Origin of the sequence: Delftia sp. RIT313, assembly GCF_000632165.1 — a bacterium.
Taxonomy (GTDB): domain Bacteria; phylum Pseudomonadota; class Gammaproteobacteria; order Burkholderiales; family Burkholderiaceae_C; genus Comamonas; species Comamonas acidovorans.
The window spans coordinates 40,545-67,261 of sequence record NZ_JFYT01000042.1 but is presented as its reverse complement, the minus strand read 5'-3'; the positions used below and the strand labels follow the sequence as shown (position 1 = coordinate 67,261).

Annotated in this window: 29 protein-coding genes; 16 read left to right on the top strand and 13 right to left on the bottom strand. The window is 67.9% G+C overall.

Annotation, left to right across the window (positions count from 1 at the left end; translation table 11 throughout):
* Positions 1 to 51: 51 nt before the first annotated feature.
* Complete coding sequence (locus BW39_RS11530) at positions 52 to 1,035, bottom strand: Bug family tripartite tricarboxylate transporter substrate binding protein (protein ID WP_043821828.1); 984 nt, start codon at positions 1,033 to 1,035, stop codon at positions 52 to 54.
* A 234-nt stretch (positions 1,036 to 1,269) separates the two neighbouring features.
* Here BW39_RS11530 and BW39_RS11525 point away from each other — a divergent pair, with 234 nt between their 5' ends.
* The 5 genes from BW39_RS11525 (at position 1,270) to BW39_RS11505 (ending at position 6,499) form a co-directional block, all read left to right on the top strand.
* The gene (locus tag BW39_RS11525) at positions 1,270 to 1,722 is read left to right on the top strand and encodes an SRPBCC family protein (protein WP_012205499.1); all 453 of its coding nucleotides are present in this window, start codon (positions 1,270 to 1,272) and stop codon (positions 1,720 to 1,722) included.
* 100 nt (positions 1,723 to 1,822) lie between these two features.
* Positions 1,823 to 2,152, top strand: coding sequence for a cupin domain-containing protein (locus BW39_RS11520; RefSeq protein ID WP_013802496.1), 330 nt, complete (start codon positions 1,823 to 1,825; stop codon positions 2,150 to 2,152).
* 200 nt (positions 2,153 to 2,352) lie between these two features.
* Positions 2,353 to 2,883, top strand: a complete 531-nt coding sequence (locus tag BW39_RS11515; protein WP_051940748.1) for a sigma-70 family RNA polymerase sigma factor — start codon at positions 2,353 to 2,355, stop codon at positions 2,881 to 2,883.
* Complete coding sequence (locus tag BW39_RS11510; RefSeq protein ID WP_043821826.1) at positions 2,880 to 3,872, top strand: FecR domain-containing protein; 993 nt, start codon at positions 2,880 to 2,882, stop codon at positions 3,870 to 3,872. Before BW39_RS11515 ends, BW39_RS11510 begins: the two co-directional genes overlap by 4 nt.
* A 101-nt stretch (positions 3,873 to 3,973) precedes the next feature.
* Entirely contained in the window at positions 3,974 to 6,499 is a 2,526-nt protein-coding gene (locus tag BW39_RS11505) for a TonB-dependent siderophore receptor (RefSeq protein WP_043821824.1), read from the top strand.
* A 9-nt stretch (positions 6,500 to 6,508) separates the two neighbouring features.
* Here the strand turns inward: BW39_RS11505 and BW39_RS11500 are convergent, their stop codons facing one another.
* The gene (locus tag BW39_RS11500; RefSeq protein WP_376781550.1) at positions 6,509 to 7,306 is read right to left on the bottom strand and encodes a hypothetical protein; all 798 of its coding nucleotides are present in this window, start codon (positions 7,304 to 7,306) and stop codon (positions 6,509 to 6,511) included.
* Positions 7,307 to 7,426: 120 nt separating this feature from the next.
* Positions 7,427 to 8,956 carry an aminotransferase-like domain-containing protein gene (locus tag BW39_RS11495; RefSeq protein ID WP_043821821.1) on the bottom strand — a complete coding sequence of 510 codons (1,530 nt, stop codon included), beginning with the start codon at positions 8,954 to 8,956 and terminating at the stop codon, positions 7,427 to 7,429.
* Between the two features lie 136 nt (positions 8,957 to 9,092).
* On the opposite strand from BW39_RS11495, the gene BW39_RS11490 reads away from it, so the two are divergent.
* Positions 9,093 to 9,728 (top strand): LysE family translocator, encoded by a 636-nt coding sequence (locus tag BW39_RS11490; protein WP_043821819.1) that lies wholly within the window; start codon positions 9,093 to 9,095, stop codon positions 9,726 to 9,728.
* Between the two features lie 27 nt (positions 9,729 to 9,755).
* On the opposite strand, the gene mnmH is transcribed toward BW39_RS11490, so the two are convergent.
* The 3 genes from mnmH to BW39_RS11475 all read right to left on the bottom strand — a co-directional run bounded on the left by mnmH (position 9,756) and on the right by BW39_RS11475 (position 12,811).
* On the bottom strand, positions 9,756 to 10,820 hold the full coding sequence (gene mnmH / locus BW39_RS11485) for a tRNA 2-selenouridine(34) synthase MnmH (RefSeq protein ID WP_043821842.1): 1,065 nt from the start codon (positions 10,818 to 10,820) through the stop codon (positions 9,756 to 9,758).
* A gap of 240 nt (positions 10,821 to 11,060) precedes the next feature.
* On the bottom strand, positions 11,061 to 12,185 hold the full coding sequence (locus BW39_RS11480) for a serine hydrolase domain-containing protein (protein ID WP_043821817.1): 1,125 nt from the start codon (positions 12,183 to 12,185) through the stop codon (positions 11,061 to 11,063).
* A 47-nt stretch (positions 12,186 to 12,232) separates the two neighbouring features.
* Positions 12,233 to 12,811, bottom strand: coding sequence for a retropepsin-like aspartic protease family protein (locus BW39_RS11475; protein ID WP_235264196.1), 579 nt, complete (start codon positions 12,809 to 12,811; stop codon positions 12,233 to 12,235).
* Positions 12,812 to 12,948: 137 nt separating this feature from the next.
* Between BW39_RS11475 and BW39_RS11470 the strand changes: the two genes are divergently transcribed.
* Positions 12,949 to 13,716, top strand: coding sequence for a DsbA family protein (locus BW39_RS11470; RefSeq protein ID WP_043821814.1), 768 nt, complete (start codon positions 12,949 to 12,951; stop codon positions 13,714 to 13,716).
* Positions 13,717 to 13,782: 66 nt separating this feature from the next.
* Here BW39_RS11470 and icd read toward each other — a convergent pair whose 3' ends face one another.
* Entirely contained in the window at positions 13,783 to 15,045 is a 1,263-nt protein-coding gene (gene icd, locus BW39_RS11465; RefSeq protein ID WP_012205489.1) for an NADP-dependent isocitrate dehydrogenase, read from the bottom strand.
* Between the two features lie 209 nt (positions 15,046 to 15,254).
* On the opposite strand from icd, the gene BW39_RS11460 reads away from it, so the two are divergent.
* The 7 genes from BW39_RS11460 (at position 15,255) to BW39_RS11430 (ending at position 21,698) form a co-directional block, all read left to right on the top strand.
* A complete protein-coding gene (locus tag BW39_RS11460) occupies positions 15,255 to 15,476 on the top strand; it encodes a hypothetical protein (protein WP_012205488.1) in 222 nt (73 codons plus the stop codon).
* 214 nt (positions 15,477 to 15,690) lie between these two features.
* The gene (locus BW39_RS11455; protein WP_043821812.1) at positions 15,691 to 16,143 is read left to right on the top strand and encodes a DUF192 domain-containing protein; all 453 of its coding nucleotides are present in this window, start codon (positions 15,691 to 15,693) and stop codon (positions 16,141 to 16,143) included.
* Between the two features lie 9 nt (positions 16,144 to 16,152).
* Complete coding sequence (locus tag BW39_RS11450) at positions 16,153 to 16,524, top strand: DUF2946 family protein (protein WP_043821811.1); 372 nt, start codon at positions 16,153 to 16,155, stop codon at positions 16,522 to 16,524.
* A gap of 122 nt (positions 16,525 to 16,646) precedes the next feature.
* Positions 16,647 to 18,854: a TonB-dependent receptor gene (locus BW39_RS11445; RefSeq protein ID WP_043821809.1), complete on the top strand. Its 2,208-nt coding sequence runs from the start codon at positions 16,647 to 16,649 to the stop codon at positions 18,852 to 18,854.
* Between the two features lie 14 nt (positions 18,855 to 18,868).
* Positions 18,869 to 20,401, top strand: a complete 1,533-nt coding sequence (locus tag BW39_RS11440) for a PepSY domain-containing protein (protein ID WP_043821807.1) — start codon at positions 18,869 to 18,871, stop codon at positions 20,399 to 20,401.
* Positions 20,402 to 20,424: 23 nt separating this feature from the next.
* Positions 20,425 to 20,916, top strand: coding sequence for a MarR family winged helix-turn-helix transcriptional regulator (locus BW39_RS11435; RefSeq protein WP_043821805.1), 492 nt, complete (start codon positions 20,425 to 20,427; stop codon positions 20,914 to 20,916).
* Entirely contained in the window at positions 20,913 to 21,698 is a 786-nt protein-coding gene (locus BW39_RS11430; protein ID WP_043821803.1) for a DNA alkylation repair protein, read from the top strand. Before BW39_RS11435 ends, BW39_RS11430 begins: the two co-directional genes overlap by 4 nt.
* Here the strand turns inward: BW39_RS11430 and fur are convergent.
* The 6 genes from fur to BW39_RS11400 all read right to left on the bottom strand — a co-directional run bounded on the left by fur (position 21,685) and on the right by BW39_RS11400 (position 25,690).
* The gene (fur, locus tag BW39_RS11425) at positions 21,685 to 22,134 is read right to left on the bottom strand and encodes a ferric iron uptake transcriptional regulator (protein WP_043821801.1); all 450 of its coding nucleotides are present in this window, start codon (positions 22,132 to 22,134) and stop codon (positions 21,685 to 21,687) included. The two genes, BW39_RS11430 and fur, sit on opposite strands and share 14 nt — an antisense overlap.
* 182 nt (positions 22,135 to 22,316) lie before the next feature.
* Positions 22,317 to 22,877 carry a gamma carbonic anhydrase family protein gene (locus BW39_RS11420; protein ID WP_013802514.1) on the bottom strand — a complete coding sequence of 187 codons (561 nt, stop codon included), beginning with the start codon at positions 22,875 to 22,877 and terminating at the stop codon, positions 22,317 to 22,319.
* Complete coding sequence (gene ykgO / locus BW39_RS11415; RefSeq protein WP_013802515.1) at positions 22,874 to 23,023, bottom strand: type B 50S ribosomal protein L36; 150 nt, start codon at positions 23,021 to 23,023, stop codon at positions 22,874 to 22,876. Before ykgO ends, BW39_RS11420 begins: the two co-directional genes overlap by 4 nt.
* Before the next feature lie 44 nt (positions 23,024 to 23,067).
* Entirely contained in the window at positions 23,068 to 23,958 is an 891-nt protein-coding gene (gene folE2 / locus BW39_RS11410; protein ID WP_043821799.1) for a GTP cyclohydrolase FolE2, read from the bottom strand.
* Positions 23,959 to 24,004: 46 nt separating this feature from the next.
* Positions 24,005 to 25,225, bottom strand: coding sequence for a zinc metallochaperone GTPase ZigA (gene zigA, locus BW39_RS11405; protein ID WP_043821798.1), 1,221 nt, complete (start codon positions 25,223 to 25,225; stop codon positions 24,005 to 24,007).
* 66 nt (positions 25,226 to 25,291) lie between these two features.
* Positions 25,292 to 25,690 (bottom strand): Fur family transcriptional regulator, encoded by a 399-nt coding sequence (locus BW39_RS11400; RefSeq protein ID WP_051940745.1) that lies wholly within the window; start codon positions 25,688 to 25,690, stop codon positions 25,292 to 25,294.
* Between the two features lie 353 nt (positions 25,691 to 26,043).
* Between BW39_RS11400 and BW39_RS11395 the strand changes: the two genes are divergently transcribed.
* The gene (locus BW39_RS11395; protein ID WP_012205475.1) at positions 26,044 to 26,253 is read left to right on the top strand and encodes a hypothetical protein; all 210 of its coding nucleotides are present in this window, start codon (positions 26,044 to 26,046) and stop codon (positions 26,251 to 26,253) included.
* 109 nt (positions 26,254 to 26,362) lie between these two features.
* Positions 26,363 to 26,710, top strand: coding sequence for an RNA recognition motif domain-containing protein (locus BW39_RS11390; protein WP_012205474.1), 348 nt, complete (start codon positions 26,363 to 26,365; stop codon positions 26,708 to 26,710).
* Positions 26,711 to 26,717 lie beyond the last annotated feature (7 nt).

The window sequence follows — 26,717 nt, the reverse complement described above, 5'->3', positions numbered from 1 at the left end:
GTCCCTGCTGCTCCTGCTGTCCCTGCTGCGCTTCTTGCATGCCGGTCTCCCTCACTGCGCCTCGATGCCGGCCTGCTTGACCAGTTGTCCCCAGCGGGCCATCTGGTCCTTCACATAGGTGGCGAACTCGGCAGGCGTGGCCGTGGGCCAGACCTCGAAGCCGACCTGGGCCAATTGCTCCTGCACGGCCTTGTCCTTGAGGATGGCCTGCAGCTCGGTGTTCAGCCGCTCGGTGATCTCGGCCGGCATGCCGGCCGGGCCGAAGATGCCGTTCCACGACGTGATGTCGAAGCCCGGCAGCGTCTTGCCGATGGCCGGCACATTGGGCAGCAGGGTGGAACCCTTGGCCGCCGTCACGGCCAGGGTGCGCACGCGGTCGGTCTTGATCGTGCCCCAGGCGGAGCCCAGGTCGGCCACATAGACCTGGATCTGGTTGCCCATGAGGTCGGTCAGCGCCTGCGGGCTGGACTTGTAGGGCACGGAGGTGATCTGGGCGTGCGTGACGTACTTGAAGGTTTCCGAGGCCACCAGCGAGGTGCTGTTGGGCGTGCCGTAGGACAGGCGGTCGGGATTGGCCTTGGCGTAGTCGATGAGTTCCTGCACGGTCTTGGCCGGAACGGAGGGGTGGACCAGCAGCGCGAACGGCAGCTCGCCCACGCGCGCCACGGGCGTGAAATCCTTGACGGGGTCGTACTTCAGGCCCTTGACCAGCCAGGGGTTGGCCGAGTGCGAGGTGTTGGTGGTCATGAACAGCGTGTAGCCGTCCGGCTTGGCCTTGGCCACATGGTTGGCGGCAATCTGTGCATTGGCGCCTGCCTTGTTGTCCACGATCACGGGCTGCCTGAGCCGCTCGCCCAGCCGGGTGGCCACCAGGCGCGCCACGGCGTCCGTGCCGCTGCCGGCCGCGAACGGCACGACCAGGGTGATGGGATTGGAGGGGTAACCACCCTGCGCCGACACGGAGGGCGCGGCCACGGCCGCAATGGTGCTGATAGCGCCAAGGGCCAGTGCCCTGCGCAACGGGGAATGCTTCATTTGCTTGTCTCCTGTTTCCTATCCTGTTTTCCTATGGAAGGCGGCGCTGTGTGTCCAGCGCTCGCCGCCATGGTGCGGGTGTCAATGATTCAAGTCCAATTCTTTAAAACCAATCAAGGATTCGATTTATGAATCATTGAAACCTGCGTCAGGCTCCATGTCCCGCCTCTTGCGCAAGGACTGCATCAGTGCGAGGCTGGCAGCCTTGCACGACACCACGCCAAGGAGTTCCGCATGTCACACACCGTCCACACCATCCGGCTGCACCGCGTCCTCAAGGCGCCGCCGCAGCGCGTGTACCAGGCCTTCACCACGGCCGCAGCCCTAGCCAAATGGCTGCCGCCCCACGGCTACATCTGCGAGGTGCCCGAGTTCGACGCCCGGGTCGGCGGACGCTACCGCATGGCCTTCGTCAATCTGTCCACGGGCGGGCGCAGCGGCTTCGGCGGGGAGTTCCTGGACCTGGAGCCTGGCCGGCTGGTACGCCATACCGACCGCTTCGACGACCCGCAACTGCCCGGCGAGATGATCACCACCATCACGCTGCGCGAGGTGTTCTGCGGCACTGAAATGGATGTGACCCAGGAAGGCGTGCCCGCCGTCATTCCCGCCGAGGCCTGTCACCTGGGCTGGCAGGAGTCGCTGCAGTTGCTGACCCTGCTGGTGGAGGCCAGCGTGCCGGGCTGAGACCCTGCACAAGCCCCTGCTGTCACACAGCTGCGGTTGATGGATTGCCGTGCTTCGGAGGACAATGGCAGTATTGCCCGCCAACGCCCGGAGGTCCGCCATGGCCACCCCCTTTGCACTGACCGCTCAAGCCATCGATGTCCTGCCGTTTGGTGCGCGGCTGGCGGGCGCCCGGACCTGCGCCCTGTTCAAGTCCCAGGACATGGAAGTCATCCGCGTGGTGCTGCGCGCCAGCCAGTCGCTGCCGCCGCACAAGGTGCCGGGCAGCGTCAGCCTGCACTGCCTGGAAGGCGAGCTGGAGGTGATGCTCGGCGAAAGCCGCCAGTCCCTGCAGGCCGGCCAGCTGATGCACCTGCCGGCCAACATGGCGCATGCGGTGCGCGCCATCGAAGACACCTCAGCTCTGGTCACCATCGTTCTGTGCAGCTGAACGGCTGACGCGGAACATGTAGCCTCGCGCGCGGCCTGCCCGCGTGCGAATGGTTGTGCCTGCGCCTCATTTGCGATTCATTCTCATTACCAAATCTATAATCACGCCTTTCTCGTTAGCTCACGCCATGGACGCAGCCGCCGCCAGCCCTTCGCAATGCATGACGAGCCCCGTGATTGCATTCGTTGAATGGACGCTCCATGGACGCGCAGATTTCCCAGTCCGCCAAGGCGGCAACCAGCGTGGAAAGCCTGTACCACAGCCACCAGAACTGGCTGCAGGGCTGGTTGCGGCGCCGGTTGGGCGACTCCTTCGACGCGGCCGACATGGCGCAGGACGTGTTCATGCGCCTGCTCACCCGCCAACCCGGCCCTGACGCAACCGGCCTGCGCCAGCCCCGCGCCTACCTGAGCACCATTGCCCACGGCCTGCTGGTGGACCACTGGCGCCGCCGCGAGCTGGAACGTGCCTGGCTGGAGACCCTGGCCCTCATGCCCGAGGCGCAGGCCCCCTCGCCGGAAAGCCGGCTGATCTTCCTGGAAACCCTGGTCGCCATAGACCGCATGCTGGATGCCTTGAAGCCCCGGGTGCGCAGCGCCTTTCTGTGGGCGCAGCTGGAAGGACTCACCTGCCCGCAGATCGCCGAACGACTGGGCGTGTCCCTGGCCACGGCCGAGCGCTACATCGCCACGGCCCTGCGCCACTGCTACGCACTGCGCTTCGGGGCATGAGCAGCGATCTTTCGCCCGGCCTGATCGACGAAGCCATCCAGTGGTCCGTACGGCTGGACTTCAACACGCCCAGCCCCCCCACACGGCAGGCCTTCGAGCAATGGCTGCATGCGCAGCCCGCCCACGCCCTGGCCTGGGATCGGGTGCAATCACTGAGGACCGACTTTGACCGCATGCCGCAACGCCTGGCACTGGACACGCTGGATGCAGCGCAGCGCCTGCGCCAGTCCCGCAGCGTCTCGCGCCGCCGCGCCCTCAAGCTGCTGTCCTTGTCCGGAATCGCCACGGCAACGGGCTGGATGGCCTACAGCCACACGCCTTGGCAGCGCCTGCTGGCCAGCGCCAGCACCTCGGTGGGCGAGCAGCGCACCGTCAGGCTGGACGATGGCAGCACCATCGTGCTCAACACGGACACGGCCATCCGCACGGAGCTGGACCCGCAGCAGCGCCTGGTAGTGCTCAGCCGTGGGGAAATCCTGGTGACCACGGGCGCCGACGAGACTGCACCCGGCCACCGGCCCTTCAGGGTGCGCACGCCGTTTGGCGATCTGCAGGCTCTGGGCACGCGCTTTGTGGTCAGGCTGCACAAGCATCGGGCCCTTGTCAGCGTGCAGGAAGGCGCCGTACTGCTGACGCCTGCAAAGGCCGCAGACAGCGCCGCACGGCAAACGGCGATGCCCGGCTCGCCGTGGTGGCTGTCGGCCGATGCCAGTACCCCGGCACCTCCCCCGGACTTTGGTGCGGACGACTGGGCAGATGGCGTGATGGCAGGCCGGGCCATCCGCCTGGGTGACCTTCTGGCGGAACTGGGGCGCTACCGCCATGGGCACATCAGTTGCGATGAGCGCGTGGCAGGCCTGCGCCTGTCGGGCACCTTCCATGTGCGCCAGACCGAGCAGGTGCTGCAGCTCATCGCGCAGACGCAGCCCGTGAGCATCAGCCGGCGCACGCGCTGGTGGGTTCATGTGGGGCCGGCATCCGGCCAGTGATTTCCACTTTTTTTCAGAAAAAGTGAGGGGATCCGGATTTTCGTACGGCCTGGGAATGAGTCCTTCAATCCTTTCCCGTATTGCATCCAGGAGAACCCAGCATGTTCCGTCATCACCCGTCCAGGCCCGGTAGCCAACCGCAGTGGCGTCCCCGGCCGCTTGTCACCCTTGTGCAAGCCGCCGTCATCGGCATGGCGATGTCGGCCCTCGTGCCTTCAGGCGCAGCATGGGCGCAGACGGCCACAGGCCAGGCCGGAGCGCTCACGCGCGATTTCAGCATTGCAGCAGGTCCGCTCGATGCGGCACTGGATCGCTTCTCCCGCGCAGCGGGCGTCAGCCTGTCCTATGACCCGGCACTGGTGGCGGGCCTGCGCACGGGCGGGCTGACCGGCAGCCACGGCGTGTCTGCCGGGTTGCAGCAACTGCTGGCGGGCAGCGGCGTGGCAGCCGTGCAGCAGCCTGGCGGAGGCTTTTCACTGAAGGCTGCCGCGCCCTTGCCTGCTGCGGCAGGTCCCACCCCACCGTCTTCCGCCAGCACGCTGCAGACCGTCAATGTGACGGCCGATGCGGAGCGCAGCAGCGCCACGGAAGGCACGGGCTCATACACCACGCCCAGCATGGCCAGCGCCACGGGGCTGAACCTGTCGCAGCGCCAGACGCCGCAGTCCGTGAGCGTGGTGACGCGCCAGCAAATGGATGACTTCCACCTGAGCACCCTGCAGGACATTGCCAAGGTCACGCCCGGGCTGTACGCCAAGAACCCGGCCGTGACCGATTCGGAGTCCACCTTCTATGCGCGCGGCTTTGCGCTGGAGCATGTGAATGTGGACGGCCTGCCGCTGGACGTGACGGGCTTCAATTCGCGCAATGTCTCGGCCGACCTGCTGATGTATGACCGCGTGGAGGTGGTGCGCGGCGCCACGGGCCTGATGGATGGCGTGGGCGCGCCTTCGGGCTCGGTCAACCTGGTGCGCAAGCGTCCCACGGCCCAGCCGCTGCTCAATGCCACGCTGGGCCTGGGCAGTTGGAACAACCGCCAGGCCTCGCTGGACGCAAGCCGTGCGCTCAATGCCAGCGGCAGCGTGCGCGCTCGCGTGGTGGGCGGCTGGCGCGACAACGACAGCTTTGTCGATGTAACCAACACCCGCAATGCCAGCCTGTACGGCATCGTGGAAGCGGACCTTACGCCCGACACCACGCTGGGCCTGGGCGCCTACCGCCAGCGCACGCGCACCAAGGGCGTGTTCACGGGCCTGCCCACCCTGCCCGATGGCGGCCATATGGACCTGCCGCGCTCCACCTTCCTCAACAACGCGGAGTCTTTCCAGAACCGCGACAACGATGGCGTGTTCGTTGATCTGGAGCAGCGCCTGCGCAACGGCTGGACGGTCAAGCTGGGCATCAACCATGTCGAGGCCGACTCCGATATCCGAAACACCACCAACAGCCGCGTCGCGGGATCGACCACACAGCTGGAGCAGTCCGAGACGGGCTGGCGCTACGGCACACGCCAGACCGTGGCCGACCTGCGCGCCCGGGGCCCGGTCGAGTGGTTCGGGCGCACGCACGAGATCGCCGTGGGCGCCAGCTACCGCAATGACAGCTCCCGTGCGGCCGAGACCTGGGGGTCGTCGGCCTCGCGCATCGTCGACATTGCGAACTGGAATCCCTACTCCGCGCCCTGGACCGGCTCAGTGCCTGCCAATGGCGACCTGTGGGGCCGCAAGACGCGCGAAAAAGCCATCTACGCCAGCGGCAACTTCAGCCTGGCCGATCCGCTGCACCTGATTCTGGGCGGGCGTCTGGGCTGGTACGAGCAGGACACGACGGGCTGGTACACCGGCACGCCCAACTGGAAGCGCAGCCTGGACGAGAGCGCCAAGTTCGTTCCCTATGCGGGCCTGGTCTATGACGTGGATGACAGACATTCGGTCTATGCCAGCCTGACACAGAGCTACCAGCCCCAAAGCTCGATGGACGTGCGGGGCAACACCCTGGACCCGATGACAGGCACCAACTACGAGCTGGGCGCCAAGGGCGAGTACTTTGACGGGCGACTCCATGCCAGCGCCTCGGTGTTCCGCATCACGCAGCGCAACCGTGCCGTGCGTGACGATGCCAATTGCCCCACCAGCGGCGCCATCAGTTGCTTTCGCGCGGCGGGTGAGATCCAAAGCGATGGCCTGGAGTTGCAGCTGTCCGGACTGCTGCAGCCCGGCTGGCAGGTTTCGGCCGGCTACACCTATGTGCGGGCGCGCTACACCAAGGACCGGATTGCCACCAACATCGGCCAGCGCGTGAGCACCGACGAGCCCCAGCACCTGCTCAAGCTCTACACCAGCTATCGCCTGCCCGGCGAGTACGGGCGCTGGAGCCTGTACGGATCGCTGCATGCGCAAAGCAAGATGTTCCGCCGCGAAACCGGCTTCGAGACCACGCAGCGCAGCTACGCCCTGCTGGGCCTGGGCGTGGGCTACCAGGTCAATGCCAATGCCCATGTGCAGCTGAGCGTGGACAACCTGCTGGACCGCCGCTACTACCAGGACCTTGGCTATTCATGGTCGGGGGGCCTGGCGCGCTACGGGGCACCGCGCTCGGTGGCCGTGACGCTCAGCTACAGGCTCTGAGGCCGCGCCTCAGCGCACGGGCAGGAACTGCATGAAGGGCCCGGCCACCAGCCCCTGCCCGTAGCCGATGAAGGAGCGCCTGTAGCGCTCGGTGGTGTAGTTGGCGATCAGGTCCAGCCTGCCGATGATCTTGCCCATCTCGCGCTCGAAGCTGAGGTTGCGCGCGTCGTCGCCCAGGTGGTTGGACAGCAGCAGCGGCCCGCCCGCTGCGTTGCGCCGTGAGTTGAGAATCCAGTTGGCCACTTCCACGTTGCGTGCGGCGTTGTAGATCAGCTGCGGGTCCAGCCCATGGACCAGGGTGAAGCTGGTGCGCCCGCCGTGGGCGGTGATGATGGTGTCGGCCAGCGCATGGACGAAGGCGGCCACGCGGTCGCCCTTGAAGTCGGGCTGCAGCGCCAGCGAGAGCGCGGCCACGTCCTGGGCGCCGCGCAGGTCGGCCCAAGGCTGGCGCTCGGTGATGGCGATGCGCACGTAGGCGGATGCGGCCTCGCGGCTTTCGGCGGTTTTCTTCCACTCTGAGGGGTTGCGCAGGTACAGCTTGTCCATGATGCGCATCAGGCTGTCCAGGTTCTCCTTCATGGCCAGCGTGGCCATGCGGTTGCTGTCGGACTGCACGATTTCGCTGGGCTCGAACGAGGCGCCCTCCACCTTGCCGCGCGGCGCGGGCGTGTCGGCACAGCCCGCTGTCAGCAGCAGCGCCAGCACCGGCGCCAGGCGGCGCGCCGCGCCGCCTCCCGGTCGGGGCCGGCTGTCGTTCACCCCGGCTCTGCGGCCGGCCTCCCCAGGCAAGACAAGCTCAATAGTCATCCCGGAACGATAGCAGCGCACTACCGGGGCGCCGAGGCCCGATGCTCTGTCTTACACGCCCTGGCGCCGGCAGCGTCAACCTCCCGTCAGGCAGTGTTGCTGCACCCTCCAGTCATCCACTCATCCACCACCACCCCGGTGCTGCGCCAGCAGGTGGCCGAGGATCTTCCAGGTCTGGGGCTGCTCCACCATGGGCACGGGAATGCGCAGCATGCTGCCCGCGGCCTGCCTGGGCGAAAACAGCAGGCCCGGTGCCAGCAGCAGGCCCTGCGGCGCGGCATGGCGGGCCAGCACCTCCGAGTCCACGCCGCAGTCCACCCAGGCGAACATGCCGGCCTGCGGTTCGTGCGGGGCCCGGCAGTCCAGGGCTTCGAGCATGCGCAGGCAGCGGTTGCGCGCGCGGTCCACGCGCTCGCGCAGGCGGTCCACATGTTTGCGGTACTGGCCATCGGCCAGCACGCGGTGCACCACCTGCTCGCCCGGCAGCGCCGTGGTCAGCCCGCCCAGCAGCTTGAGGTCGGTCAGCCGCCGTATCAGGTCGGTGTGCGCCGCCACATAGCCCACGCGCAGGCTGCCGGCCAGGGTCTTGGAGTAGCCGCCCACCAGGAGCACGCGCTGCAGCCGGTCCATGGCGGCCAGGCGCACGGGCACGCCGGGCAGGAAGTCGGAGTAGGTGTCGTCCTCGGCCAGGTAGAAGTCGTGGCGCTCGGCAATGCGCAACACCTCGTGGGCCACGCCGGCCGACAGGGTCTGGCCCGTGGGGTTGTGCACGGCAGTGTTCAGGATGAAAAGCCGGGGCTGGTGCTGGCGGGCCAGCCGCTCCAGCGCCTCCACATCGGGGCCTCCGGGCAGGCGGGGCACGCCGACCACGTTCACGCCCAGGGCGTTGAGCCGGCCGAAGATGAGGAACCAGCCCGGGTCTTCCACCAGCACCGTATCGCCGGGCCGCACCAGGCTGCGCACGATGAGGTCCAGGCCCTGGGTGACGCCGGCCACGGTCATCAGGTGGGCCTCGGGGTGGGCGGGCACGTCCTGGGCCTGCAGCACCGAGGCGATCTGCTGGCGCAGCGGCAGATAGCCCTGGGGCACGCCGTAGGTCAGCAGGCTCGGCCCCGTGCTGCGGCCCACGGCGCGCAGGGCCGAGGCCAGCATCTCCTGGTCCAGCCATTCCGGCGGCAGCATGCCCGCGCCACCCGAATGCTCCATGCCCTCGCGGAACATGCTGCGCAGCAAAAAGGCGGTATCGAAGGCCGCGCCCTGCTCCAGCGTAGGCAGGGCATCGCTGGCGCGGGGCGCCGCCTGGGCCGCACGCCGGGCGCTGACGAAGACGCCCGAGCCGCGCCGCGAATGCACCAGGCCCTGGGCGGCCAGCCGGTCATAGGCCTGCACCACGGTGTCGCGGCTCACGGCCGCCTCTTGCGCCAGGGCACGCACGGAAGGCAGGCGCGAGCCCGCGCGCAGGCCGTGGTGGCGGATCAGGCCGCCGTAGTGGTCCACCAACTGGTCCACCAGCGAGAGGTCGGAAGACCGCAGCGGGCGCCAGGGCGCAGCGGCCTGGAAAGCCGTATCTGAGGATGCGCGCGGTGCCTGCGGTGTCTGCTGTGCCTGCGCTTGCTTCGGCGTGGCTGCGGGATCAAGTGTCAGGGTCATGTGGGCAGGCCAGTTGGCAAATTGTTCTGGCAAAGTGTACTGCTACTGTACCGATAGCTGCCACCAACTGCGATTAGCATGGCCTGACGGCGCCGCGGCCTGCGGCATGCGCAGACAGGGCGCCGGATTCCCTGTCATGCCTGTTGCCACCATGCCCTTCGATACCGCCCACACTTCGTTCCTGCTGCCGCTGGCCATGTTCTCCTTCGTCAGCTCCGTCACGCCCGGCCCCAACAATGTGATGTTGACGGCCTCGGGCGCCACCTTCGGCTACCGCCGCACGGTGCCCCATATGCTGGGCATCACCCTGGGCGTGGTGGTCATGGTGCTGCTGGTGGGCGCGGGGCTGGGCGCGGTGTTCGAGCGGCTGCCGGTGATCTACACCGCGCTCAAGTACCTGGGCGCGGCCTACCTGGTCTGGCTGGCCTGGAAGATCGCGGGCAGCGGCGGCATCGACGGCGGCAACGCAGGTGCCCGGCCGTTCGGGTTCTGGCAGGCGGCGGCCTTCCAGTGGGTCAACCCCAAGGCCTGGATCATGGCCATCGGCGTGATTGCCACCTACACGCCGCGCGAGGATTTCTTCATCAACCTGGTGCTGGCCGCGCTGGTGCTGGGCATCGTGAACTATCCCAGCGTCAGCGTCTGGACGCTGTTCGGCAGCGCCGTGGGGCGCGCGCTGCGCTCGCCGCAGGCACTGCGCCGCTTCAACTGGGGCATGGCCGCCCTGCTGCTGCTGTCGCTGTACCCGGTGCTGGCAGATTCACACGCCTGATTCAAACGCCTGATCCACGCGGCTGCTTCATGCGGCCGATGCCGCATCCAGCGCCAGTATCTGCTGCGCCAGCGCGGCGATGCCGGCCTCGCTGAGGTCGTCGGCCTGCACCCTGCGGCGCGTGCGCCACTGCGTGAAATGCCGCTCCTGCGAGCGCTCGTAGTGCGGGTCGTAGTGCTGGGCCATGAGCTCGGAGAACAGCGGCGAGAGGCTGCGCTCATGCGCCCAGGCCTGCCAGCGCGAGATGGTCTCCTTGCCCTGCAGCTCCTTGAGCCAGCCCAGCTTGTCGGCCAGCATCTGCGGATCCTCGCCCAGGTAGGCGTAGTCGCGCAGCAGGTAGGCCAGGCGCGCCTCGGGCGTGGCATCGAGCGCAATCACGGGCGACTGGCGCATGTGCTCGACCAGCACCAGCGGCAGGGACACGCGGCCGATCTTGGCGCTCTCGCCTTCCACGTACACGGTGCGCGACGGATCGAAACTCTCCAGCTGCTGGGCCAGCAGCGTCTCGAAGTATTTCTGGCTGGGCTGCTCCACGCCGGGCAGGTTGCCCAGCAAGGAGCCCTTGTGGCTGGCATAGCCCTCCAGGTCCAGCACCTGCTCGCCGGCCTCGGCCAGGGCGTGCAGCACGCGGGTCTTGGCGCTGCCGGTGGCGCCGCACAGCACCTGCAGGCGCAGCTGGGGCACCAGGCGGTCGATCAGCTCGATCACATGGCCGCGATAGGACTTGTAGCCGTTGGCCAGTTGCTGGGCATCCCAGCCGACCAGGCGCAGCCAGGTGACCATGGAGCCGCTGCGCAGGCCGCCGCGCCAGCAGTAGACCAGAGGCTTCCAGTTGGCGGGCTTGTCGGCGAAGGTTTCCTGCAGATGGCGCGCCAGATTGGCCGAGACCATGGCCGCGCCCAGGCGCTTGGCCTCGAAGGGGCTGACCTGCTTGTAGATGGTGCCGATCCGGGCGCGCTCCTCGTTGTCGAGCACGGGGCAGTTGATGGCGCCGGGAATGTGGTCCTGCGCGAATTCGGCAGGCGAACGGGCGTCGATCAGGGTGTCGAACTGGTGGCGGTCGGCGATGCGGATGGGCTGGCGGTGGGACACGGGCAAACGGTGATCTGGCGATCATGCGGGAGGCAGAAACAACCGGCGCCATGGCCTCAGGGGCTCATGGGCCGGCACCGGAACCAGGAAAGTGGATCGAGCCTCGACACGCACCGGCCCGCCCCGCTTCGCGCCCTGCTTGCGCGAGCCGGGCATGCGGCCGACCTTGGAAGCGGGGATTCTCGCACGCCCGACATGCCCGCGCACGGCTGTCAGGGCAAGGCTGTCAACGCCAGGCAGTCAACGCAAGGCAGCGGCGATCAGGCCCTGCACGGCAGCCACGCGCTGCACCTGCTGGGGGCTGTCGTAGTTGCCCATGAAGACGGCATACACCAGCGAATGCTGGGGCACGACCACCAGCCGCTGGCCGCCCAGGCCGATGGCCATGTAGTACGCCAGGCCGGCGCGGGTCTGCCCCACGTACCAGTGGTGGCCGTAGCGCAGGCCAGGCCAGGCGTCCACGCGCGGCTGAATGGATTGCACAATCCAATGCCGGGGTACCAGCGCCCGGCCTTGCCATTCGCCCTGCTGCAGCACCAGCTGGCCGATGCGGGCCAGGTCTCGCGCCCGCAGGCGCAGGCCGGAGGCGGCGGCCGCCTCGCCGTTGGTGCCAGGCGTCCACTCGGCCTTGTCGATGCCCAGCGGAGCAAACAGCTTGTGCCGCGCATAGTCCAGCAGCGGCATGCCGCTGCCCTGCGCGATCAGATGGCCCAGCAGGGCCGTCGCCCCGCCGCTGTAGCACCAGCGTTCGCCGGGCGGGGCGACGATGGGCTGCTCCAGCACGTAGCGGTAGCGGTCGCTGCTGCGCTCCATGGCGATTTCGCTGTTGCGCGGGTCGGAATACGGAAGGTCCTCGTCCCATTGCAGGCCCATGGTCATGCCCAGGGCATGGGAGACCAGGATGGCGCGCCGGCCCTCATCAGCCGCCAGATCGCTGTAGGCGGGAAAGGCCTGGACCAGGGGCGTGTCCAGCGCGGGCACCTTGCCCTCGGCCAGGGCCATGCCGTACAGCAGGCCGACGACGCTCTTGCTGACCGAGCGCACATCGTGCAGGGAGTCGGCGTTGAAGGCCACCTTGCCCAGCAGCTCGCCCCAGCGTTCGTCCTCGCCCTCGAAATAGCGCTCCAGCGCCAGCCGGCCGTGGCGCATCACGACGACGGCATGCAGCTTCGCCAGTTCTCCGCTCTGCACGCCCTGGTCCAGGCGTTCGCCCAGGTCTTCGGCCAGGCCGGTGCCGGTGCCGGCGCCGGTGGAAGAGGCACCGCCCTGCCCCACGCTGGCACAGGCCGTGCAGCCCAGCGCCGCCAGGGCTGCGCCCGTCTGCAGCCATCTGCGCCTGTCGGTGCGAAAGGCGTTGTTTGTCATGTCCCTCTCCCTTGCTTAGCTAGTTAGTTACTTAGTTGCTTACGTACCTACCGCTTGGGCGAAGACCCGCTGCCGCGCGGATGGATCAGCATGCGGTCGCCGCGTATTTCCACATCGAACTGGCGCAGGAAGTTCTGGCCCAGCAGCGCATCCCTGTCCGTGCTGCCGGTATAGCCCGTGCCCACGCGCAGGCCGCTGACCACCAGAGATGCCACGCGCACCTGCTCGGCCACCACCATGCGGCCGTCGCGCTCGCCATTGGCGGTGCGAAAGCGAACCGGCTCGCCGCCGTCCAGGCCTGCGCGCTCGGCCAGCGGCTCGGTCACGCCGACCATGCTGGCGCCCGTGTCCACAAGGAACATGACGGGCTGCCCGTTGACGGCCCCTTCCACGCGGAAATGCCCGTCGCGGTCACGCGCAATGGTCACGGTGCCATCGGCCTGGACCTTGACGCCGGCCGGCTTCAGGTACATCTGCATGGCCCAGTACAGCACGCCCATGACCAGCAGCCAGAACAGCAGAAAACCCAGCATGCCGCGCCGGGCGACGGACTGGACGCTGGGCTCGGCGGCCGGGGCGGAGGAAGCGGATGGATCGGACGGAGGCGGCGTGGATTTGAGGCGCATGGCAATGCAGACGGGATCGGCGATGGCAGCACGGTGGCTGCACGGCGGCAGTCGCCCATTCTGCCTGCGGCCCTGCCCCGTCACGGGCAAGCCAATAGCCGCTACAGTGGGCGCCTTCATCACAGCCCGCTCCTGCCATGACCACGACCGCGCAGCCGCCCTTTGTCCTCCACTACATCTTCGACCCGCTGTGCGGCTGGTGCTATGCCGCCGCGCCCCTGGTCAAGGCCGCGCGCAGCGTGCCCGGCGTCACCCTGCAGTGGCATGGCGGCGGCATGCTCACGGGCGCCCACACCCGCACCATCACGGCCGACTGGCGCGGCCACGTGATGCCGCACGACCAGCGCATTGCCGAGATGACGGGCCAGCCCTTCGGCACGGCCTACTTCGACGGCCTGCTCAACGACCTGGGCGCCGTGCTGGACTCCGAACCGCCCACCACGGCGCTGCTGGCCGCCGAGGAACTGGCGGGCCGGGGCCTGGACATGCTGGCGCGCCAGCAGCAGGCCCACTATGTCGAAGGCCGGCGCATCAGCGATCCGGCCGTGCTGCTGGAACTGGCCCGGGACCTGGGCCTGGACGTGGCGGCCTTCACTGACGCCTTCCAGCGCCTTTCGGGCGCCGCAACCCAAGCCCATATCGCCCAGTCGCGCGAATGGCTGGAGCTGGCACAAGGCCAGGGTTTCCCGACCTTCGCGCTGGAGTTCGACCACCCCGAGGCAGAGCAGCCGGGCCAGCGCGCCATCCAGCGCATCGACATCGGTCCCTGGCTGGGAGATGCCGATGGCTGGGCGCAGCAACTGGGCGAGTGGGTGCAGCAGGTTGCGGCCATCACCGCCGGCGAGCAGACCGCGCCCCAAGGCGAGGATTGCGGGCCCGATGGCTGTGCGCTGCCCAAGAGCTGATCCGTCAACGACCACCAAAGAAAAACCGCGCCCTGGCGCGGTTTTTTCATGGAGCGCAGGCGCCCGTCAATCCATCTTGGAGATCATCACCTCGCCAAAACCAGAGCACGACACCTGGGTGGCGCCGTCCATCAGGCGGGCGAAGTCGTAGGTCACCTGCTTGCTCTGGATGGCCTTTTCCAGCGCGCTGATGACCAGGTCGGCCGCCTCGCGCCAGCCCATGTGGCGCAGCATCATCTCGGCCGAGAGGATTTCGGAGCCCGGGTTCACATAGTCCTTGCCCGCGTACTTGGGGGCCGTGCCGTGCGTGGCCTCGAAGCAGGCCACGGAGTCGGACATGTTGGCGCCGGGCGCAATGCCGATGCCGCCGACCTGGGCGGCCAGCGCGTCCGAGATGTAGTCGCCGTTGAGGTTGAGCGTGGCCACCACCGAGTACTCGGCCGGGCGCAGCAGGATCTGCTGCAGGAAGGCGTCGGCAATGGAGTCCTTGATGACGATGTCGCGGCCCGTGCGCGGGTTCTTGAACTTGAGCCAGGGTCCGCCGTCGATGGGCTGGGCGCCGAACTCGCGCGCGGCCAGCGCGTAGCCCCAGTCGCGGAAGCCCCCTTCGGTGAACTTCATGATGTTGCCCTTGTGGACCAGGGTCACGCTGGGCTTGTCATTGTCGATCGCGTACTGGATGGCCTTGCGCACCAGGCGCTCCGTGCCCTCGATGGACACGGGCTTGACGCCGATGCCCGAGGTCTCGGGGAAGCGGATCTTCTTGACGCCCATTTCCTTGACCAGGAAGTCGATGAGCTTCTTGGCGTTGTCGCTGCGCGCCTCGTACTCGATGCCCGCGTAGATGTCCTCGGAGTTCTCGCGGAAGATGACCATGTTGGTCTTCTCGGGCTCCTTCAGCGGCGAGGGCACGCCCTTGAAGTACTGCACGGGGCGCAGGCAGACGTAGAGGTCCAGCTCCTGGCGCAGCGCCACGTTCAGCGAGCGGATGCCGCCGCCCACGGGCGTGGTCAGCGGGCCCTTGATGGAGACCACGTACTCGCGCAGGGCCTGCATGGTTTCCTCGGGCAGCCAGACATCGGGGCCGTAGATGCGCGTGGATTTCTCGCCCGCGAAGACCTCCATCCACTGGATCTTGCGCTTGCCGCCATAGGCCCTGGCCACGGCGGCATCCACCACCTTGATCATCACGGGCGTGATGTCCACGCCGGTGCCGTCGCCTTCAATGAAAGGAATGATGGGCTGGTCTGGCACGTTCAACGACATGTCGGCGTTGACAGTGATCTTCTGGCCCTCGGCCGGCACCTGGATGTGCTGGAAGCGGTTCATGGGGACGGGTCTCCGTTGGCTGGTGCACGAGGCAAGAGTGAATGCCCGGATCGGGCACGAATTTGGTGCAGAAAATTCTAACGACAATCGGGCCGCCCTCCTGTCAACGGCGATACAGTAAGCGCGTTGAGCATGTGCGGTGCATCAAGAATTTCGCACCGTTGTCTGATTCAACTTGGCTTCTACCGCTTTTCTAGGAAATGGCATATATGAAAAAACTCCTCGCTGTCCTGATCGCCGGTTCGTTTGCCGCAGGCGCCTTCGCACAGGCCGCCGCAGCACCCGAAGCGCCGATGTCGGCTCCCACGGCCGCTTCCGCAGCTGCTCCCGCTCACACAGCCAAGAAGGCCAAGGTCGCCAAGAGCGGCAAGCACTCCGGCAAGAAGCACGCCAAGCGCTCCACGAAGAAGGCACACAAGGCCGTGGCCTGATCCATGCCCCGGGATGCCAGCCGGCATCCCCTCAAAAAAGCCCGCAAGTCAGCAATGCACTGCGGGCTTTTTGCCGCCAGCCCGGCCATGATGGCCCGGCCAGGCCGATTTTTGCGTCCGGCCACGCGCCCCCTGCGACAGAATGTGCAAGATGACGAAGCCTTCGACACCCCTCCACACATCCCTTTCCCGCCGCGCGCTGCAGCGGTTGCTCATGGCCGCCTGCCTGGCTGGCGCCGCCGTATCGGCAGGCGCACAGCCCCAGGGCAGCCCCCAGATGAATCTGCGCCGCGTGGAGTTGACGGCCGGAATCCACCGCATCGATGCCCAGGTGGCCGCCTCGGACCGCGAGCGCGCCATCGGCCTGATGTTCCGCCAGGAAATGCCCCAGCAGGAGGGCATGATCTTCGTCTTCGAGGTGCCTGCCGTGCAGTGCTTCTGGATGCGCAACACCCTGCTGCCGCTGACCGCCGCCTTCGTGGCGGATGACGGCACCATCGTGAACCTGGCAGACATGAAGCCCATGACCGAGGACTCGCACTGCTCGGCCAAGCCCGTGCGCTATGTGCTGGAGATGAACCAGGGCTGGTTCGCCAAGCGCGGCCTGAAGGCTGGCGTCAAGCTGGGCGGCAGTCTGTTCACACCGACTACAGCCCCCAAGCCATAATCACGCCCCATGCAAGCGCTTCGCTCCTCGTTCTGGCTCACCCGGCTGATATTGGCCTGGTTTGCCGTGACGCTGGGCGTTGCCGTGGCATCGCCCCTGGTCCATCCCCAGGGATTCGAGCTGGTCTGCACGGCCAGCGGCGACGTCAAGCTGGTGGCGCTGGGCGACAGCGCAGCCCCGGGCATGGGCCACCACCAGCTTGACTGCCCCATGTGCCTGCCCGCTGGCGCACCGCCGCCGGCCCTGCCGGCGATGGCCGTGCCCCACCAGCAACCGCTGGCCCACGCGCTGCTGCCGCTGGTGGCGGCGCACATTGCCTCCGTCACACGCGCGCCGCTGCCGGCGCGCGGCCCTCCCCCGCTGACTGCCGTGTTCTCTTGAATCGCCGCCGGGCCTGCTGATGCGCGCCCGGCCCGCCTGTGCCGCGCCTGTGGCCCAGGACTGCGCCGCATGCGCGGTGCAAGACCCGGAGTCAGTTCGTGAATTCTTCCCTTTTCCCCGCGATGGCGGCGCCGGTGCGCGCGTCCACGCACGCCTTTCGTCTCCATCCCCTGGCCACGGCGCTGTGCTGCGCGCTGGGCGCCGCATGGGCACCTGCCGCGCACGCGCAGGCCCTGGCCGAGGCGGCACTGCCCGCCGTCGAAGTCTCCGACCAGGCCACGGCCGACGCCAACGGACTGCTGCCGCTGAACAAGACCGTGGGCACGGCCAGCCGCCTGGGCCTGACGGCGCGCGAGACACCGGCCTCGGTGCACATCGTGGACCGCGCCGCCATCGAGGCGCGTGGCGCCCAGGACACGCAGGAGATCCTGCGCTCCATTCCGGGCGTCACGGCCTACAGCCCGCCCGGCAACATAGGCATCAGCTACCGGGGCTTCGGCACGGGGTCGGTCAGCCAGCTGTTCAACGGCATCAACCTGCAGTACTCCATTGCGGCCCGGCCCGTGGACAGCTGGATCTACGACCGGGTCGAGGCCATTGGCGGCGCTTCCGGCTTTCTCTACGGCGCAGGCGGCGTGGGCGGCACGCTGAACTACATCACCAAGCTGGCCCAGCGCGACAGCTTCACCGAAGGCCAGCTGCGCCTGGGCAGCTACGGGCTCAAGGAAGCCTCCGTCGGGCTGAACCGCCGCCTGGGCGATGCCACCGACAGCCAGGGCACGACCCATTACCTGCGCCTGGACCTCAACCACCGCGATGCTGGCAGCTGGGTGGGCGGCACGCAATCGCGCTCCACGCAGCTGGCGGCCTCGCTGCTGTCCGACCTGGGTGGCGGCCTCACGCACACCCTGGCCTACGAAGCCCAGCATGAGCGCGTGGACCGCCCGTACTGGGGAACGCCGCTGCTCAACCCGCTGCGCGGCCAGGCGCGCATTGACGAGGCCACCCTCGGCAAGAACTACAACAGCGCCGACGGCCTGTACGCCCAGCGCGTGCAGTGGCTGCGCTCCATCACCGAATGGCGGGCAAGCGACCGGCTCAAGCTGAGCAACACCTTCTACGCCTATGACGCGCTGCGCGACTACCGCAACGTGGAGACCTACCGCTTCACGCCCGACAACAGCGCGGTGGTGCGCTCGGCCGCGCTGCTGCAGCGCCATGACCAGCGCATGGTGGGCGACCGCATCGAAGGCAGCTACCTGGGCGAGCTGGCCGGCCGGCGCAGCGAATGGGCCTTTGGCCTGGACGTGAGCGTGAACCGGCAGACACGCTTTCCGAACAGCCTGTCTGGCACGGTGAGCACGGTCAATCCCTACGATTTCACGACAGAGAACTTCTACGACATTCCCGGCATGGCGCCCGGCTTCAGACCTGACCGCGACAACAAGGTCACCACCACCGCCCTGTACCTGGAAAACCGCACGGCCCTCACCCCGGCCCTGCACCTGCTGACCGCCCTGCGCCATGAACGCATCGATGTGGACCTGACCAACCGGCGCGATGTAACGCCCGCGCTGCCCGCCAGCTACAGCCGCAGCTATAGCCCGACGACCGGGCGCGTGGGCCTGGTCTGGGATGCCACGCCCGAGGCCAATCTCTACGCGCAGTTCTCCACGGCGGCCGATCCGCCGTCGGGCATGCTGATGGGCGCCTCGTTTGCCGACGCCATCAACAACACCGGGCTGACCACGGGCCGCCAGGTGGAGGCGGGCAGCAAGCTGTCGTTCTGGCAGGGCAAGGGAACGGCGGCGCTGGCGGTCTATCACATCACGCGCCGCAACATCTCCACCCAGGACCCGCAGGACAGCACGCGCACGGTGCTGGTGGGCCAGCAGTCCTCGCGCGGGGTGGAGCTGTCCATGGGCCTGGCGCCCACGCCGCGCTGGTCGGTCCAGGGCAACTGGAGCCATGTGGACGCGCGCTATGACAACTACCAGCAAGGCGGCGTGTCCCTGGCCGGCAAGCGGCCCACGAACACGCCCGCCAGCGTGCTTAACCTCTGGACCAGCTACCGCATCACGCCGGCCCTGGAGGTCAACGCCGGGCTGCGCCGCGTGGGAGGCATCTATGCCGATGCGGCCAATACCCTGTCCTGGCCCGCCTACACGCTGCTGGACCTGGGCCTGAGCTACCGCATCGACCCGCGCATGACCGTGGTTGCACGGCTGCGCAATGCCACCGATCGTGTCTACGCCGCCAGCCTGACCAGCACCATGGCCTACCTGGGGGCGCCGCGCACGGCCGATATCACGCTGCGCGTGGCGTTCTGAGCGAGGGCCGCGCCATGCGCCTTCACCTCAAACGCTGGCTGTTCCTGCTGCACCGCTGGCTGGGCATTGCCGTGTGCCTGTTCTTTGCGCTGTGGTTTGTCTCGGGCATGGTGATGATGTACGTGGGCTACCCCAAGCTCACCGAGGCCGAACGGCTGCGCCACCTGCCCCCGCTCGATGGCAACGCCGCCCTGCTCGCGCCCGCCGAGGCGCTGCGCGCGGCCGGCATCGACGGCCCGCTCAAGGATCTGCGCCTGCATGCCGGCAGCGCCGGCCGTGCCAGCTACCTGGCCACGCCCGAGGGGCGGCGCCAGCCCGTGGCCATTGATGCGGCCAGCGGCCAGGTGCTGCCCGCCACCAGTGAGGCGCAGGCCCTGGCCAGCGCCCGCGCCTTCGCGGGGGACGGCACGGGCCTGCACTACCTGGGCACGGTGGATGAGGATGCCTTCAGCCACTCGCGCGCGCTGGACATCCACCGCCCCCTGCACCGCGTGCAACTGGACGATGCCCAGGGCACGCTGCTCTACATCTCCGGCCGCACGGCCGAGGTGGTGCGCGATGCCACGCGCACCGAGCGCGGCTGGAACTACCTGGGCGCCTGGCTGCACTGGCTGTACATGTTCCGGGGCAATGCCTTTGACGGCGCCTGGGCCGACATCGTCAACGTGCTGTCGCTGGTCGGCATTGCCGTGGCCATCACCGGCACCGTGGTCGGGGTGATGCGCTGGCGGTTCAGGCAGCCCTACCGCAGCGGCCGGCGCACGCCCTACCCGGGCCGCGCCATGCGCTGGCACCATGTGGCGGGCCTGCTGTTTGCGCTGACCACGCTGGCCTGGATCTTCAGCGGCCTGATGTCCATGAACCCCTGGCGTCTGTTCGACACGGGCACGCCGCCACTGCACATGGCCCGGTGGCAGCAGGGCCCGCTGCGCCTGACCGGGGACGACGCCACGCCGCAGTCGCTGATTGCCACAGCGGGCGGCCCCGTGCGCGAACTGCGTTGGCTGCGCACCGCAGGCCGCACCGAGGTGCTGGCCCAGCCCGCAGCCGGTACGCCCCTGGTGCTGGACAGCGCCAGCGCCGCGCCCGTGGCCCATTCGCGCGAGGCCCTGCTGGACCGCGCGGCCGTGCTGATCGACGCCCCCGTGCTGCGCAGCGAATGGCTGACCGCGCACGACCTGTACTGGTATGAGCGCGCCGAGCACACCATGATGGGCGGCCATGACAAGCCCCTGCCCGTGCTGCGCGTGGTCTTTGGCGATGCTGCGGCCAGCTGGGTGCACATCGACCCGCACACGGGCCAGGTGCTGGGCCGGCTGGACGGCACCCAGCGCCTCAAGCGCTGGCTGTTCGCCATGCTGCACAGCTGGGACTGGCTGCCGCTGCTGCAGCGCCGGCCGCTATGGGATGGGCTGCTGCTGGCCTTCAGCCTGGGCGGCCTGCTGATGAGCGCCACGGGCGTGCTCATAGGCGTGCGCAGGCTGCGCCGCAAGCGCAGCCATCGCGCACAGGCCACTGCTTGCCTGGAGGCCCAGCCACATGGTTAGCCACCATACTGTATGCTTGCCGCATGCAACTCGAACAGAAATACCAGGCCCTGCTGGCCCAAGCCGAACGCCGCAAGCTGGACGACGTGGACAGCATGCGGCTGTGCTTCCAGACCCTGTCCCTGGCTGCGCGCATCGACCGTGACTGCGCCGCGCTGCTGGCGCCCCATGGCCTGTCCGAAGGGCGCTTCGTGCTGCTGTTCCTGCTGGAATCCGCCAGCGAAGGGCTGGCGCCCAACCACCTGGCAGAGCAGGCCGGCATCACCCGCGCCACCGTGACCGGCCTGCTGGACGGCCTGGAACGCGAGGCCCTGGCCGAGCGCCTGCCCGACCCGGACGACCGCCGCGCGCTGCGCGTGCAGCTCACCGCCAAGGGCCGCCAGCTGGCGCGCAAGCTGTTTGCCCGGCACAGCCAATGGATCGCCGGCCTGTTTTCCAACCTGTCGCCCGCCGAACGCGGCCAGTTGGGAAAGCTGCTGGCCAAGGCCGCCGCAGGCGTGGAGGCCAGCGAATGACGGCGCCCACCCCCCGGCGCAAGGGCGCCAACCGCAAAGTCGATATCACTCCCGAACTGCTGCAGGCCCTGTCCCTGGGCGAGATCGAGACCGCCACGCTGACCGAAAGCCTGGCCGTGGACCAGGCCCGGCTGCTGCAGGCCGTCTTTCCCGACGCGTGGCCGCAACTGGAGGACACGGCGCAGGCGCTGGGCCAGCTTGGCATTCTCAAACGCATGGAGTGCATTGGCGGCCTGCTGTGGCAGGCGCTGGGCCAGGCCGGCTGGCAGCGCTGCCTCACGCACCGCTCTGACACGGTGCGCGGCTGGGCCTGCTTCATGGCCGGTGCGCAGCCGGGCCTGACCCTGAGCCAGCGCCTGGAACTGCTGCAGCCGCTGGCCGATGACTCGCATTTCGGCGTGCGCGAATGGTCGTGGATGGGCGTGCGCCCACATCTGGCCAGCGACCTGCCGCAGGCCGTGGCCGAGTTGTCTCGGTGGACAAGGCGGCCCTCCGACCGCCTGCGCCGCTTCGCCAGCGAGGCCTTGCGGCCGCGCGGCGTCTGGTGCAGCCATATCAAGGCACTCAAGCAGCAGCCGGAGATCGCCCTGCCCCTTTTGCAGCGGCTGCGCGCCGATGCCTCGCCCTATGTGCAGGACTCGGTGGCCAACTGGCTCAACGACGCGGCCAAGAGCCGGCCCGACTGGGTGCGCGCCCTGTGCGCGCAATGGCTCGAGGAATCGCCCGTGCCCGCCACGCGCCGCATCTGCGAGCGTGCGCAGCGCAGCCTCAAGGAGAGCTAGCCTCCGGCCGGCCCGCCAGCCGCTCGCAGTCGGGCTTGATGCAGCGCCCGTAGAGAATGTGCGAGTGCTCCACGATGGCAAAGCCATGCGAGCGCGCCAGCAGCTTCTGGCGCTGCTCGATCACCGCATCGTGGAACTCCTGCACCAGGCCGCAGCGCGTGCAGATCAGGTGGTCATGGTGCTCGCCGTCGTCGAGTTCATAGACCGCCTTGCCCGCCGCAAAGCGCTGCTGGCGCAGCATGCCGGCCTGCTCCAGCTGCGCCAGCACGCGGTAGACCGTGGCCAGGCTGGTACCCCGGCCCTGGTCATGCAGCTGGCGATAGACCTCCTCCGCCGCCAGATGCCGCTGGTCCCCGTGGCGAAAGATGTCCAGTACCCACAGTCGCGCCAGCGTGGCCTTCAGCCCCAGGTTCTTGAGGTCAGCGGAATCGGACATGCAGCCCTTTCTTGTCTCAGTGATTCACGTCACTGCGCACTACCAACCGTCCACGTTCCACGAGACTGGCGCACCCCAGCCCAGGGACACCGAGGAAGGGCAGCCCCGCACCGAGGGTGTCGTCCCCCTCCCGCGCAGCGAGAGAGGGGGAAGCGGCGTAGCCGCTCAGGGGGTGCTTTGTTCTAGAACTCATTGTGGATGGCCTTGTAGCCGCGCACCAATTCGTTGTTGGTGCGGACCACGTCCTCGGAGAAATCGCTGGCGTCGGCGGGCACCTGGGCCAGCGTGGACAGGTCGGTCTCCGGGCCTATGCGCGCAGTGGATGGCACGTAGAAGCCCGGCGGCAGGTGGCATCCATCGACCACGGCGTTGTAGCGCACCACGCAGCCGTCATCGACCACGCAGTTGAACAACACGCTGTTGAAGCCGATGAACACGCCATTGCCCACGGTGCAGGGCCCGTGGACGATGGCGCGATGGGCGATCGAGGTGTGCTGCCCCACGCTGACGCGCGCGCCGGACTTGGAGTGGATCACCACCCCGTCCTGGATGTTGGAGTGCGCACCGATCACGATGGGGTCGATGTGGCCGTCCGCATCCATCTCGTCGGCACGGATCACCGCATAGGGGCCGATGAAGACGTTCTCCTCCACGACCACCAGTCCGCACAGGATGGCCGTGGGGTCCACGAAGGCGCTGGCATGGATGCGCGGCAGGTCGCCGCGCGGGTTCTTGCGGATCATCCCTTGCGCCTGTTCTTTGCGCCGCCCTGGCGGGCCTTGAAGCGCGGGTTGCTCTTGCAGATGACGTAGATGCGGCCGCGCCGGCGCACCACCTGGCAGTCTCGATGGCGCAGCTTGGCTTCCTTGAGGGACGAGAGAACTTGCATGGAAAACTCCTTGGGTTGTAGAGAAACGGGTGCCGGCTCGCCGGTCATGCCCAGGCCACGGCATCGTGCGGATGCAGGCTCTCCATGTGGCGCACATGCACGCGCGGCCGGGCGTAGATGCCTTCCAGCGCGGCCTGTATGCGGCGCGCCGCATCCTCGACAAACATCAGGTTGCGGCCGTTGAGCGCGGCAAAGGCCTGCTCGTCGGCGCGCTTGACGGCCGTCTGCACGGGCGTGCCCAGCGCCTGCTCCACCCGGGCGATCAGGGGCAGGATGCCGAGGTCGGGCGCATCACAGGCCAGGTCCACGCTGACCTGGGCCTCGCTGCGCTGGCTGTGTGCCGTGGCCAGCGTGCCATGCCGGCGCAGCCAGGAGGCCACCTGGTCCGGCTCCACCAGTGGCTCGCCCGCAAAGGCCTGCAAAAAGCCATGCTCCAGCAACTGGCGCGACAGTGCCGCCGAGCAGGGGCAGGTCGAGGAATAGCCCACGCCCACCTGCAGCCGCAGCTGGAACACGCCCTGCGCCAGCGTGGCGTCCAGGCGCACGGGATAGGACTTCCAGCCCGACAGATCGTGGGTGACCAGGGCGGGCCGCTGGGCCAGCAGGTCCAGCGACAGGCGCATTCGGGCGCTGCGGCTTTGGCAGTCGAGGTGGCTGTCGATCATGGCCTGCAGCGCATGGCGCAGCGCCAGGGCAGACAGCGCGGATTCCTCGGCCAGGCTGTCCAGTTGCCGGTACAGCCGGGACATGTGTATGCCCTTGACATGGGCCGCAGGAAGATCGACCTGCACATCGGCACGCGCATGCAGCTCGCGCCAGTAGCCGGGCTCGGCCACGGTCACGGGCAGGTCTATGCCCTGCATGCCCACCCATTGCAGCGGGCTGAGGCTGGGCGCGGGATCGGTCAGGGAAACATCGGGAAGAGGTGCAGGCATTCGGGGCTCCAGTGGCCGCGCCGACCCAGGCCGGCGCGGTATTCGTTCAATTCCAGTCGGGAAACGGGTTGTCCCATTGCGCCCAGGCCTGCGGGCCCAGGGCCATTTCTGCATCGGTCAGCAGGCACTCGTCCAGGCGGGCGCGCAGCGCGTCCTCGTCCATGCCCATGCCGATCAGCACCAGTTCCTGGCGCGCGTCGCCCACGCCATCGACCCATTTGTCCAGGATGCGCTTCACGCTTTCGGGGTCGCGCGGCCAGCGCTCGGCCTCCACGGCGGCCCACCAGTGGCCGGCCGGGCCATGGCGCGCCACGGCGCCGGCCTGCGACCAGGAGCCGGCCAGCGCCGGATGGCTGGCCAGCCAGAAAAATCCCTTGGAGCGCACCACTCCCGGCCATTCACTTTGCACCAGGCCGAAGAAGCGCCGGGGATGAAAGGGGCGGCGGGCTCGGTAGACAAAGCTGGCAACGCCATAGGCCTCCGTCTCGGGCTGGTGCGTGCCACGCAACTGCTGCAGCCAGCCCGGCGCCCTGGAGGCCTCCTCGAAATCGAACAGCCCGGTATCGAGCACGCGATCCAGCGGCAGCTGGCCGAAGGAGGCGATCTCCAGCCTGGCACGCGGGTTGAGCCCGCGCAGGATGGCCATCAGCCGCGTGCAGTCCTCCTCGGTGACCAGGTCGATCTTGTTGAGCACGATCACATCGCAGAACTCCACCTGCTCGATCAGCAGATCGACCACGGTGCGGCGGTCCTCCTCGCCCAGCGATTCGCCGCGCGAGCGCAGGCTGTCGCGCGAGCCATAGTCGTGCAGGAAGTTGAAGGCGTCGACCACGGTCACCATGGTGTCCAGCCGCGCCACATCGCCCAGGCTGCGTCCGTCCTCGCCCGCGAAGGTGAAGGTCTCGGCCACCGGCAGCGGCTCGGAGATGCCCGTGGACTCGATGACCAGCTGGTCGAAGCGGCCCTCGCCCGCCAGCCGCGCCACCTCCAGCAGCAGGTCCTCGCGCAGCGTGCAGCAGATGCAGCCATTGCTCATCTCCACCAGCTTTTCGTCGGTGCGCGACAGGTCGGCCCCGCCATCGCGCACCAGGGCCGCGTCGATGTTGACCTCGGACATGTCATTGACGATGACGGCCACGCGCCGCCCTTCGCGGTTGTGCAGGATGTGGTTGAGCAAGGTGGTCTTGCCCGCGCCCAGAAAGCCCGACAGCACGGTCACAGGCAATCGGGCATGCGGCGGCTGAACCGGCGCTACGGTATGCATCATGGAATCTCTCGAACAGGGACAGGGATCGCGCGGCGGGCACTGCGGCCGCATGCGCAGGAAGGGGTCTCAGGCGGGGAGCGCGGTGCAGGCGGAGCACTTGCCATGCAGCTCGATGTTCGAATGGGCCAGCGCAAAGGCATTGCCATGCGCCCAGCTGCCCAGGCAGCGGTTGAGTGCATCGTCCACGAACTCATCGACCTGGCCGCAGCTGTCGCAGATCGCAAAGGCCGAGAAATCATGGCTGCCCTCGTCCGGATGCGAGCAGCAGACATAGGCATTCAGCGACTCCAGGCGATGGACCACGCCCTGCTCGGCCAGCTTGTCCAGCGCGCGGTAGACCTGGGTAGGGGCCGTCAAACCGTGGTCCCGCAACTGGTCGAGCAGCGCATAGGCCGTCAGCGGCGCGCCGGCCTGGCGCAGCGTGTCGAGCACGCGTTGTTGCTTGGTGGTCAGGGAGTGGGACATGGTGGTTTCCTGGTCAAAAAGGGCGGGCAGCGACCTTGCCCTGCATCAAAACAGTTACGTTATAACATAACAAAATCGGTGGCCACGCACTGTTTTACAATTAAAAAGAATATTAAGTTGCGCCTAAATACACAACAGGTTATAGTCAGCTCCGTTGTTGAGGCCAAGCGCTTGAGCCGCCCACTTCCCTTCCCTGCACAACGGCTGTCCGCCGCTCCCCGCAGGATGTCTCTTGCGACCTTTGTCGCACAGTTGGTCTGTAGAGCTGCAGCCAACCGAGTTCCCAGATGCTCACGCAGGCCTGTTCAAGGCTGCGAACCTGACTGAACCACATTTCAAACACTGGCATTCCCATGGGCAAGTACGTCGTCTCGCCCTCGACACACCCGACCGACTGCGGCCGCTTCCGCGCCTCCTTCGCGGTCCATCGCTCCCAAGGCAACGGCAGCTACTGCCGCGTATTCCGTTTCGACAAGGCGTTCGCCTCCCGCGAAGCAGCACGGCTGTTTGCCGTCACCCAGGGCTGGCTCCAGACCTGCATGCAGCATCCGCCTGCGTGCTGACGGCCCGCCTGCCGCCCTCCCACCCATTCACCGCCGCGGATTGCACAGTCCGCCGCATGCATGCCAACGGTGCGCCCTTTTGCGCACATCCAATCGAAGAGGTTTTCCTATGACCACCAAAATCTACGTGGGCAATCTGCCCTACTCCGTGACCGACTCCAGCCTGGAAAGCAACTTTGCCGAGTTCGGCAACGTGGCCTCCGCCAAGGTCATGATGGACCGCGAAACCGGCCGCTCCAAGGGCTTCGGCTTTGTGGAAATGGCTTCTGCCGAAGTCGCCCAGGCCGCCATCACCGGCCTGCACGGCATGTCCGTGGACGGACGCTCGATCGTCGTGAACCTGGCCCGTCCCCGTGAAGAAGGCCGCAGCTCCGGTGGCTACAGCCCGCAGGGTTACGCCGGCAAGCGTTCGGACGTCGGCTATGGCAATGGCGGCCACGGCGGCGGTCGCTACTGATCACGGC